Origin of the sequence: Myroides gitamensis (assembly GCF_029894455.1) — a bacterium.
GTDB classification, from domain to species: Bacteria; Bacteroidota; Bacteroidia; order Flavobacteriales; family Flavobacteriaceae; genus Flavobacterium; species Flavobacterium odoratum.
In genome coordinates this window covers 3183378-3195116 of record NZ_JARYHN010000001.1, presented here as the reverse complement: position 1 = coordinate 3195116, position 11739 = coordinate 3183378, and the positions used below count along the sequence as shown (strand labels likewise).

General features: G+C 38.9%; 9 protein-coding genes and 1 pseudogene. 7 read left to right on the top strand and 3 right to left on the bottom strand.

The genetic code is table 11. The annotated features are described in order from the left end of the window. Positions 1–50: 50 nt before the first annotated feature. Positions 51–1334, bottom strand: coding sequence for a carboxypeptidase-like regulatory domain-containing protein (locus tag M2306_RS14180; protein ID WP_259187450.1), 1284 nt, complete (start codon positions 1332–1334; stop codon positions 51–53). Between the two features lie 205 nt (positions 1335–1539). Here M2306_RS14180 and M2306_RS14175 point away from each other — a divergent pair, with 205 nt between their 5' ends. Beyond that, a complete protein-coding gene (locus tag M2306_RS14175; RefSeq protein WP_374759760.1) occupies positions 1540–2520 on the top strand; it encodes an endonuclease/exonuclease/phosphatase family protein in 981 nt (326 codons plus the stop codon). Positions 2521–2557: 37 nt separating this feature from the next. On the opposite strand, the gene M2306_RS14170 is transcribed toward M2306_RS14175, so the two are convergent. Continuing rightward, positions 2558–3316 (bottom strand): 5'-methylthioadenosine/adenosylhomocysteine nucleosidase, encoded by a 759-nt coding sequence (locus tag M2306_RS14170; RefSeq protein ID WP_259187453.1) that lies wholly within the window; start codon positions 3314–3316, stop codon positions 2558–2560. Between the two features lie 302 nt (positions 3317–3618). On the opposite strand from M2306_RS14170, the gene M2306_RS14165 reads away from it, so the two are divergent. The 5 genes and pseudogenes from M2306_RS14165 (at position 3619) to M2306_RS14145 (ending at position 9493) form a co-directional block, all read left to right on the top strand. Beyond that, positions 3619–5244: a regulatory iron-sulfur-containing complex subunit RicT gene (locus M2306_RS14165; protein WP_259187455.1), complete on the top strand. Its 1626-nt coding sequence runs from the start codon at positions 3619–3621 to the stop codon at positions 5242–5244. Next, positions 5231–5725 carry a gliding motility lipoprotein GldH gene (locus M2306_RS14160; RefSeq protein WP_002988887.1) on the top strand — a complete coding sequence of 165 codons (495 nt, stop codon included), beginning with the start codon at positions 5231–5233 and terminating at the stop codon, positions 5723–5725. The genes M2306_RS14165 and M2306_RS14160 overlap by 14 nt, the downstream gene beginning before the upstream one ends. Positions 5726–5740: 15 nt before the next feature. Continuing rightward, positions 5741–8042: pseudogene (locus tag M2306_RS14155) on the top strand (penicillin-binding protein 1A). A 67-nt stretch (positions 8043–8109) separates the two neighbouring features. Then, complete coding sequence (locus M2306_RS14150) at positions 8110–8811, top strand: CoA transferase subunit A (RefSeq protein ID WP_002988892.1); 702 nt, start codon at positions 8110–8112, stop codon at positions 8809–8811. A 25-nt stretch (positions 8812–8836) separates the two neighbouring features. Further along, complete coding sequence (locus tag M2306_RS14145; RefSeq protein ID WP_115092155.1) at positions 8837–9493, top strand: CoA transferase subunit B; 657 nt, start codon at positions 8837–8839, stop codon at positions 9491–9493. A 30-nt stretch (positions 9494–9523) separates the two neighbouring features. Here M2306_RS14145 and M2306_RS14140 read toward each other — a convergent pair whose 3' ends face one another. Further along, complete coding sequence (locus M2306_RS14140) at positions 9524–10318, bottom strand: NAD(P)H-binding protein (protein ID WP_259187465.1); 795 nt, start codon at positions 10316–10318, stop codon at positions 9524–9526. A gap of 94 nt (positions 10319–10412) precedes the next feature. Here M2306_RS14140 and M2306_RS14135 point away from each other — a divergent pair, with 94 nt between their 5' ends. Then, positions 10413–11681 carry an alkaline phosphatase family protein gene (locus tag M2306_RS14135; protein ID WP_259187467.1) on the top strand — a complete coding sequence of 423 codons (1269 nt, stop codon included), beginning with the start codon at positions 10413–10415 and terminating at the stop codon, positions 11679–11681. Positions 11682–11739: the final 58 nt, after the last annotated feature.

The following is an 11739-nucleotide window of genomic DNA, read 5'->3' as shown; positions in this document are numbered from 1 at the left end:
ATAAAGGCTGTTTGTGCACCCTGTGCTTGCTGTAAAGCTGCTAATGTTTCTTATTTAAAAGGATCATCATCCGATAATGCCTCAAATTCATCGGGTGAGAGTTGCCAATACGCGCTATCAATTTGAGCGAGATAGTAACTTGGTAAATTTTTATAGTATGTTGGATCGGGATTGAGGTTGTCTTGATAGTCCAATCGACTGTTGGCACTGTATCCCCATTGATACCCGAGGGTCGTTGTTAACGTACTATGCTCATTGATATCCCAATAATGAGTCAGCATCACCAAGGGCTCTGCAAGGTCTTTATACCGAGCATTGCGCTTTTCTCCTTGTTGCCATCCCCAATAAGCATTGTAATTTCGGCCTTTCAAGTCCGTTTGTTCTTGTGTATTGGACGAGTTTTTAGCGCGTTTATTTTTGGCATATAGGCCAGAAAGATTCAAACTATGTTCGGCATTGAGCTTTTTTTCTATAGCCACAAAAAAAGAAGTAGCATCGTAATTACTCCCAGGCCAATACCCTTCTTTGGCTCCGCGATACGAGCCAGAAACTGCATATGCCCAGTTATTTTTACGCAAACCTGAGGCATAAGTCCCAAAGGTGCGCCAACGATAGCTAGTGTTAGATCCAGAGAAACCGATGCGCTTTCCTTTGCGCAACATCGATGCTCGAGTCGTAATCTGCTGCGTACCTAGAATACCACCAAAAGCGACAGGAGAAGGCGGCATGCCTATAGTAAAAATTTGATTGCGTGTAGCGTCATTCAATCCTCCCCAATTGTTCCATTGCGGACGACCTGTCTGTAATTTGTTCATGACTAAACCGTTCAACAGTGTTTTGCCATACGCATTGTCTAGTCCGCGCATGCGATAAAAACCTGGACTCCAGGCATAAGCTACAGCTTGCTGAAAGGGATCTTTAGTCGCTTGAAGCAAACTCGCAGATCCCTCCGTGGCTGAGTCATCGTCGTCTAGGTCATTGTCAGCTAAGTGGATTAAGCCAAATTGCTCTACGGTAGCGAAATCTTCTTCTAACACAACGGTACCTATATCGAGAAGCTGCTGGGGTAGAAGAGATAGGGTAAACCGCTTCGTACTATAAGAGGGATAAGAAATCTCAAGAATGTAAGTGTTCTCGGTAGCAATAGATAGTACAAAGTCACCTAAGGCATCCGTTAAGGTGTACTGATCGGTGGCGCTAACTTGCACCAAGGCTTCTTGCAAAGGCCGGTGAAACCGTGCGTCAACTACTTTTCCCTTGAGTTCTACTCGATGTTGTGCGTGAGCCAAATTCGAGTAATGGGCTAGAAATAAAAGAAGTAATAGTTCTCTCATAAGTTAATTCGATTAAAAAATAGGGTTGAAATTGATTTATTTCCTATAAAGTTAATTTTTTATTGAATTATTCATTATTTCCAATTGATAATAATGAATAAATGTTATAAATATGAATGAAATTCAGTATATATGTTTGAAAATAATAATTTTTGTTGCGTTTTTGTCGATGAAAGTGGGAGTGGCCCAAGAAGCGCAATAGCATATCCGAACGATTGCTTTTTACAATTGTGAAAATCTGTTTGATACCCTGCGAGATCCAAAGATTTACGATGAAGATTGGACGCCAAATGGAGCAAGAGCGTGGACAAAGGAGAAGTACGAAAAGAAGATTACTAACTTAGCGCGTGTTTTGTCTCAAGTAGGTCGAGAGGACAATCCTAGCATGCCAGCTACTATCATCGGTGTTGCGGAAGTAGAAAATAGGGCAGTGCTGGAAGATTTGGTTCGAGCACCAGCCTTACAGACAATAAATTATGGGATTGTGCATTATGATTCTCCTGATAAACGAGGTATTGATGTCGGCTTGTTGTATGATCAGCAGCACTTCGCTGTGCTTCATACGTCAAAACACCCGTTGTATATCTACACTCAATTTCCAAGGAAACGGAAAGAACAGAAGGAAAAGAGAATTTTTACACGCGATCAATTGTTAGTTTCGGGTTTATTGGATGGAGAAGAAATACATGTGATTGTCAACCATTGGCCTTCACGAGTGGGAGGAGAACAATTGAGTCGCCCCAATAGAGAAGCGGCGGCGGCATTGAATAGAAAGATCATCGATTCCCTTCAACACATTAACCCACAAGCGAAAATTATTACCATGGGAGATATGAATGATGGCCCCTTTAATTCGAGTATGAAAAAGGTGCTTCAAACGGAAGGAGTAAAGGAGAAAGTTCCCGTTCAGGGATTATTTAATCCAATGGATAAAATGGCGAAACAAGGGTATGGTACACTCGCTTATCGAGATGCTTGGGATATTTTCGACCACCTCGTGATTACTCAATCTTTTTTGCAAGCGAAGCAAGAAAGTTGGACGTATTGGAAAGCGCGTATTTTTCAGAAACCGTTTATGGTGCAAGGAACAGGACAATACAAAGGATATCCACTGAGAAATAGCAATAGTGAACCTGGTTTTAGTGATCATTTTCCGGTGTATATCTACTTGCTGCGTAAACGATGAGTAAAAAAAAGAGGTAACCTGAAGCTACCTCGTTATTTTATTGAAACAGTTGTTTGATAATTTCCTGTCCGTATACTTGTGATACTTGTTGTACAAAAGATTCAAAGCTAAAACTAGCTTCTTGATTGGCCTTGTCAGAAATGGTTCGAATCACAGTGCAAGGAATGCCATACTCGTAGCAAATTTGCGCAACTGCTGCTCCTTCCATTTCTACACATAGCACCTCTGGAAGGGCCTGTTGCAAATTCTCTTTTTGCTGATTTGTAGAGAAAAATTGATCACCACTAGCAATCGTTCCAAAGTAAACTTGGGGTTGTTTGATTGCAAATTTATCTAATTCTTGAGCCGCAATCTTTGTAGAAAGGATGTCAGGGGATAGAAAATGTTCAATATGTTGGATTACCTGATTGGAACGCATTTCATTGGTTTCAAAATACGTCTTGTTGAGCAAGGGAATCTCGTATTTTGGACGCAAAGGAGATACATCCATATCGTATTGAATCAAATCTCGCGCAACGATAACATCTCCCACTTCAATATGGGGAGCAATACCACCAGCAACGCCGATAAAAATAATTTCATTCACATTAAAACGCAACAGTAAAGCTGAAGCTGTTGCAGAAGCAGCAACTTTGCCAATGCGCGAATAAACGACTACCACTTTTTGCTTGCCCAATACGCCTTGGTAATAGGTGCGATTGCCAAGGGTAACAGCTGTTTTATCTTGTAAAATAGCGATAATACCATCGACTTCTTGAGGGATGGCTCCCATTATTCCTATAATCTGTTCCTCCATGTTGAATTGTATAGTTGGACACCAAAAGTAGAAATAAATGTTTAATATGCATGGGGTATGCACCGATTGATAGTTGAACGATTGTAATCCAATGCATAGCACAATTGGTTTTAACTGCTTTTTTTGGCTAATAAAATAACGATCTGCGACTTATTTCTTTTTTTTATAAGGAAACAGAGAATTGTTTGTCCTAAAAAAATCTTCAATCAACCTATAAAAAAATAGTATCTTTACAACGAAAAGTGAGAAAATAATTCCTTCTTAATTTAGAAGGATTAATATATAAATACATAAATATATAAATGGCTTGTACAAATTGTTCAACGAAGACAGATAGTAATGGCGTACCCAGAGGGTGTCAGAGTAAAGGAACATGCGGAACAGACAGCTGTAATAAATTAGCAGTTTTTGATTGGTTGTCAAATATGGTTTATCCAAATTCAGACAGCATCTTTGATATAGTTGAGGTTCGATTTAAGAACGGAAGAAAAGATTTTTATCGTTATCCAAGTGGAATGACAGTAGCAATGGGAGATATCGTTGCAACTGAAAGTTCTCCAGGACACGATGTGGGGATTGTTTCTTTAGTAGGTGAACTGGTTAAGGTTCAAATGAAAAAAAAGAAAGCAGATCCAGACGGAGAAATCCTAAAAATCTATCGTAAAGCAACACAAAAAGATATTGATATTTGGCAGGAAGTTCGCGAAAAAGAAGAACCTGTGCGAATGCGAGCAAGAGAGATCGCCATCAATTTAAACCTAGAAATGAAAATATCAGATGTTGAGTTTCAGGGGGATGGATCAAAAGCTACGTTTTATTACACGGCGAGTGAGCGTGTTGATTTTAGACAGTTAATTAAAGAATTTGCTAGAGAATTTAGCATTCGAATCGAAATGAAACAGGTTGGTTTCCGACAAGAGGCAGCACGCTTAGGTGGGGTTGGATCTTGTGGAAGAGAATTGTGTTGTTCAACTTGGTTGACGGATTTCCGAAGTGTAAATACGGCTGCAGCACGTTACCAACAATTATCACTGAATCCGCAAAAATTAGCAGGACAATGTGGGAAATTAAAATGTTGTTTAAATTTTGAATTGGATACGTATTTAGAGGCATTGAAAGATATGCCCGATTCAGATACGAAGCTAATGACAGTGAAGGGAATTGCTTTTTGCCAGAAAATAGATATTTTCAAAGGGCAAATGTGGTTTGCTTATGCGAATAACTCTGCCAATTGGTATGTGTTGTCTACGGAGCACGTAAAAGAAATCTTGGAGTTAAATGCACAGAATGAAAAAGGAAATGAACTTGAAAGTTATAGCGAGGATATTCCTTCGGATAAAGATCACTTCCAAAATGCAATAGAGCAAGATAGTGTAACGCGTTTTGATCAACCAAAACGAAAAAGAAAAAATACAAAGGCAAAAGGTAAATCTGGAGAGCGCGAGGGCAATGCACCTAGAGGGGCAGAAGCAAGAGGAAGCGAGGATAAAGAAACACCAAATGCAAGAGAGGATAGAAAACGCAGACCGAAGAATAGACCAGCCAAAAATGCGGATGGTAACGATAGACCAGTAAGCAAGGACGGAGAACGCAAAACGGAGGGTAGACCGGAACGTAAAACAGAAGGTAGACCAGAGCGCAAAACGGAAGATCGCAAGGAAAGAGCAGAAGGTAGACCAGAACGTAAAACGGAAGGTCGATCAGAGCGTAAACCGGCAGATCGAAATGAAAAATCGGAAGGTAGACCTGAGGGTAGATCGGATAAAAAAGGAGGTAATAGAGAGCCTAAACCAGCGAATGAACAAGGAGCTGAGGAAAACAAAGGCAAGAATCAAAAACCGAGATCCAATAAACCGAAACAGAGAAAACCTCGACCAACGAACCCAAATACAAACCCAACAAATAAACAAGACGGTGAAAATAAATAGTCTTTATTTAGCTTTGAGTCTTTTGTTATGCTTGTTTATCAGCTGTAAACACGATAGCAAAGTCGTTTTTGATGAGTACCAACCCACTAAAGGGGTCTGGGAGAAAAATGATGTGAAGACCTTTGTTTGGGATGTACAAGATACGTTGACGGCTCATGATTTGTTTATGAACGTCAGAGTAAACAATGATTATCCTTACAGTAATATGTTTGTGATTTTCAAAATTTACAAACCTAGTACGGCTATTGTGATTGATACGATTCAATTTCAAATGGCTGACCCTAATGGGGCACTGTTGGGTAATGGATTTTCAGATGTAAAGGAGAGTACATTGTGGTTGAAAGAACACTACATCTTCAACGAAACTGGAAAATACAAAATGACAGTAGAACAAGCTGTTAGAGCACTAGGGGATGTAGAAGGTGTCCCTGCCTTACCAGGGATAAGTGAAGTTGGATTGAGAATCGAAAAAGCAGAATAAGTTTTTTAAAGTTGTATGAAAAACAAAAAACAAACGAATAAAAATGCCGCTAATTTCAAAAAGTATGTATCTGCTTTTTGGATTGCCTTTTTTGGACTAGGGGTGGCTATTGTATTATTTTTCCTTTGTGCTTCTTGGGGAGTTTTTGGAGCGATGCCTACGTTTGATGAGTTGGAAAACCCATCAAGTAATGTGGCAACCGAAATTATCTCTTCGGACGGGAAGACGATTGGAAAATTCTATCTAGAAAATCGCGTTCCTGTGAACTATGATGATTTACCTCCTCATTTGGTGCAAGCGTTAATTGCAACAGAGGATGAACGTTTTTATGGTCACTCTGGGATTGATGCTAGAGGAACTTTACGCGCTGTGACTTCTGTAGGGAGTAGCGGTGGTGCAAGTACGATTACACAACAGCTAGCGAAATTATTATTTCACGGGGAAGGATCTCGTAACCTAGCAAAGCGTATTGCACAAAAAGCAAAAGAATGGGTGATTGCGATTAAATTAGAGCGCCAATATACCAAAGAAGAAATCTTGACGATGTATTTAAACAAAGCAGATTTCGTGAATAATGCGGTTGGAATTCGTTCAGCAGCGAAAGTATATTTAGGTAAAGAGCCGAAAGATTTAACCATTGATGAAGCCGCTATGTTAGTAGGGATGCTTCAGAACCCGGCTTATTTTAATCCTGTGCGCCGACCTGAATTAGTACAGAAAAGACGTAATGTTGTTTTGCATCAAATGGCAAAAAATGAATTCATTACGAAAGAAGAAAGTCTTCGTATGCAAGAACTTCCTTTGTCTTTGCACTTTACACCAGAAAGCCACAGAGAGGGAATTGCTACCTATTTTAGAGAGTATTTACGCGGATTATATGCGTCGTTGGGTGAAAGAAAACCCGAAAAAAGACGGAACAACATATGATATCTATAGAGATGGTCTAAAAATTTATGTTTCTATCGATTCGCGCATGCAAAAATATGCGGAAGAAGCGGTACAAGAACACATCAGTAATTTACAAGAGGAGTTCTTCATTCAGCAAAAGAACAATAAAAACGCACCGTTTTTTAATATTAACGATAAAGAAACAGAGGCGATTATCAATCGTGCGATGAAAACATCAGAACGTTGGCGTCAAATGAAAGAACAAGGTAAATCGGAAGAGGAAATCTTGAATTCTTTCAAAGTGAAAACGGAGATGCGTATTTTCTCTTGGAAAGGGGAAATCGATACGGTGATGACACCACGAGATTCGATTATTTATTACAAACACTTCTTGCAAACAGGATTGATGTCTATGGAACCTCAAACAGGTCATATTAAGGCTTGGGTTGGAGGTATCAACTATAAACATTTCCAATACGATCACGTAGGGCAAGGAGCAAGACAAGTAGGATCGGTATTTAAGCCGTTTGTATATGCTACAGCTATTGAGCAATTACATTATTCTCCTTGTGATTCTATTATCGATTCACCTTTTACAATGCCTAAAGGTAGATATGGAATCAGCCAAGATTGGTCTCCTCAGAACTCGAATAGAAGTTACAAGGGAATCATGACGTTAAAGCAAGCGTTAGCAGGATCTGTGAATACTGTTACAGCGAAGTTGATGGATAAAGTAGGACCAAAAGCGGTAGTAAACATGACTAGAGATTTGGGTGTATCAGCAGATATCCCACAAAGTCCGGCTATTGCGCTTGGTGCAGTTGATATTACAGTAAGTGATATGGTGGCGGCTTACAGTACGTTTGCCAACCAAGGAATTTACGTGAAACCTGTTTTCGTAACGCGAATTGAGGATAAAAATGGAGTAATCTTATTTAATGCTGTTCCAGAAACAAAAGATGTATTGAGCAAAGATGTGGCTTACACGGTAGTGAAACTACTGGAAGGAGTTACAGAAAGTGGTTCTGGGGTGCGTTTGAGAACGACTTGGCAAGGCCCAGGATATAAACGAGTAACAGGTCACCCTTATAAATTTACGAATCCAATCGCAGGTAAAACCGGAACTACACAGAATAACAGTGATGGTTGGTTTATTGGAATGGTGCCGAATTTAGCAACGGGTGTTTGGGTTGGTAATGACGATCGTGCTGCTCACTTTAAAACCATGCTATATGGACAAGGAGCAACGATGGCACTACCTGTTTGGGGCTTGTTTATGAATAAATGTTACGCAGATAAAACACTACATGTTTCTAAATCTGCTTTCGAAGTTCCTGAAGGATTATCCATCCGCGTAGATTGTACAAAAATTGTACAAGAAGCCGAGACGGAAGAAGAAGGACTAGACACAAATGAATTTGACTTCTAATATTGAAAACGCCTTTTTTTAAAGGCGTTTTTTTTATACTTTAGAGCAGTTAATTAAACCAAAGATTATGATAAACAAAAAAGTAGCCAATGTTCAGGAAGCATTAGCTGATGTTCAAGATAATATGACGATAATGCTTGGTGGTTTTGGATTGTGTGGAATACCTGAAAACTCAATCGCAGAGCTTGTTCGCAAGAATACTAAAGGCTTAACGTGTATTTCTAATAATGCAGGTGTAGATGATTTTGGTCTAGGTTTGTTGTTGCAAAAACACCAAATTGATAAGATGATTTCATCCTATGTTGGTGAAAATGCAGAGTTTGAACGTCAAATGCTGTCAGGAGAACTTAATGTTGAGTTGACTCCACAAGGAACTTTAGCAGAAAAATGTAGAGCTGCTAAGATGGGAATTCCCGCTTTTTTCACTCCAGCTGGTTATGGAACGGAAGTAGCAGAAGGAAAAGAAGTACGTGTTTTCAATGGAAAACCTCATATTTTAGAAGAAGCTTTCGATGCAGATTTTGCTATTGTAAAAGCATGGAAAGGAGATGAAGCAGGGAACTTAATCTTTAAGGGAACAGCAAGAAACTTTAATGAATGTATGGCAGGTGCTGGAAAAATTACAGTTGCTGAGGTAGAAGAATTAGTGCCAATTGGATCACTAGATCCAAACGAAATTCATGTGCCTGGTATTTTTGTAAAACGTATTTTTCAAGGTGAAAAATATGAAAAGAGAATCGAACAACGCACTGTACGTCAAAGAAAGTAACCCACCAACCGTTTAAAGAGAAATTATGTTAGATAAAGTAGGTATTGCAAAGCGAATTGCAAAAGAATTACAAGATGGATATTTTGTAAACCTAGGTATTGGTATCCCAACACTTGTGGCTAATTATGTACCAGAAGGAATGAATGTTGATTTTCAAAGTGAAAACGGCGTTTTAGGGATGGGACCATTTCCTTATGAAGGAGAAGAAGATGCGGACTTAATTAACGCAGGAAAACAAACGATAACTACCTTAGCAGGGGCGTCTTTCTTTGATTCGTCAACGAGCTTCGGAATGATCAGAGGAAAACACGTAGACTTGACTATTTTAGGAGCGATGGAAGTTTCTGAAAAGGGAGATATTGCAAACTGGAAAATTCCAGGTAAAATGGTAAAAGGAATGGGAGGAGCAATGGATTTAGTTGCATCTGCTGAGAATATCATCGTGGCGATGATGCACGTGAATAAAGCAGGTGAATCAAAAATCTTAAAAGAATGTTCTTTGCCATTAACCGGAGTTGGATGTGTAAAAAAGATCGTTACGGAGTTAGCCGTAATGGAAGTTACACCAAATGGAATGAAGCTTTTAGAAAGAGCACCAGGTGTTTCCGTTGAAGATATTATCAAAGCAACAGAAGTAACGCTAATTATTGAAGGAGATATTCCAGAAATGAATATAGATTAAATAGAAAAGGAGGTTTTAAACCTCCTTTTTTTATAGCGTTTGATAGGGTATACCCGTTTGTTGAACAATTTTATCACCTGTAATTTTACGATAAGTTTTCCAATCGTTTTCTCCTAGTGGAGGTAAGGTTAAATCCAATTCCTCCGCTTCTTGCGTGTAATAACCTAAGCGATTCTTGTAATGTGGAGATACCAAATTGTATATTGCATTGGTGGTTAGTCCTTGGGCAAGTAGAGCCGCTGTAAAGGCTACAATATCGCGAATGTGAATCATGTTCACGGGTAAATCGGGGTTGTCTAGAACGCCACGGTTTACAATATAGCGCACCGGTTTACGATCTGGACCAAACAATCCTCCTAGACGCAAAATACAACTTGTAATTTCACTCGTATTCAGCAATAGCTCTTCAGCTGCTAAAATCTGCCTGCTTGTAGGATCATTGCTGTAGTCTACACTCTCTTCTGTTACCTCATGTTCTTGGGGGCTATATACTGAAACAGAGCTCATCATCATGACTTGTTGTACGCCTTGTTGTTTGAGATAAGGAATTAATCGCTCAAAACTACGGGCATACAAATCACTTTCTTCTCCTCGAATGGGAGGAATAGTAATGACTAATACGTCTACATCTTTTAAAAATAGTTGGATTTGTTCTTCGTCTGGCTCCTGTAAATTCACAAGATAAGGATCTATATTTGCCGTCTGTAATTCAGGTATTTTAGCCTCACTTGTTGTCGATCCTTTAATGGTGTATTGTTTATCTTGAAGGTATTGGTTTAAGTGTAAACCCAACCAACCACAACCTAGTATTCCTATCGTTTTCATTTGGCGTATCTTTTAATTAAATGCTAAAAGTAAACAATTCCTTTGGGGGAGTGAATTTATCTGGTGATATTTGAAATTATAAATTTCAGTAGACATGAAAAAATTAGCATTATCCCTGATGACTTTATTTCTCGTAGGGGGAAGTTTGTCCTTACACGCACAAGAAATAGAGAAGCAACTGGTTATAGAAGAAAGAAAAAACGATGCAAAGAAGGAAGAAAGCCCTTATGTTATATTAGTTTCCTTGGATGGTTTTCGCTATGATTATATAGAAAAACACAACGCAAAGTTTTTAGCTGAATTTGCAAGTTTGGGAACAAAGGCAGAATCGCTAATCCCTTCATATCCGTCTGTTACTTTTCCAAACCATTATTCTATTGTAACGGGGATGTATCCAGGACATCACGGTTTAGTTGGAAATACCATGTATGATAGAAATACAGAAGAGCGCTATTCATTGGGTAACGCAAAGGCTGTTACGGATGCGAAATGGTATGGTGGAACTCCGCTATGGGTACTAGCTGAACAACAAGGTATGTTGAGTGCTTGTTACTATTGGCCAGGATCTGAAGCACCGATTCAGAAGGTATTGCCTACCTATTATTATAAATATTCAGAAAAATCAGATATTGATAGCCGTTTAGTGCAAGTAAAAAACTGGTTGACTTTACCCGCTGAAAAACGACCACATTTCATTACGTTTTACATGCCTGAAGTAGATCATGCAGGGCATCAGTTTGGTCCAGACGCAGAGGAAACTACAAAAGCGGTTCAGTACGTAGATGAAGCCATGGAAAAGTTGTATACCTTAGTTAAAGATTCAGGATTGCCAATTAATTTAGTGATTGTTTCAGATCATGGAATGTTAGAATTGGATCAAAAAACGCTATTAAAATTGCCTTTCGAAGTTGATGAAAAAGAAATGGCAGTGGCTTCTAACGGAACGTATGTAAGTTTATTTATCAAGGATTCGAAGAAGATTAAAACGTGGTATGATAAGATAAAAAAATCCATTGATCCAAAATTAATGGAAGTGCATCTAAAAGACAATTTACCTCAAGAGTATCACTTCGGATCAAAAGATGATCGTTATAATCGAGTAGGGGATATCGTATTGACTGCCCATGCACCGTATTACTTTACGAATAGACCTTTGGCAGGAAGTCATGGTTTTGATCCAGCAAAAGTGAAAGAAATGCACGCATTATTTATGGCTGTTGGCCCGAATATCAAAGAGAAGAATACAGTAAAATCGTTTGAGAATGTACACATCTATCCGATGATAGCACAAATCTTAGGATTAACTATAGATGAGAAGCAAGTAGATGGAACTAGAGCTGTTGCTAAAGAGGTTTTGAAATAAAAACTCCTTTGTTTCACGGAATAAAGACATAAAAAAACTCGATCGTTAGATCGAGTTT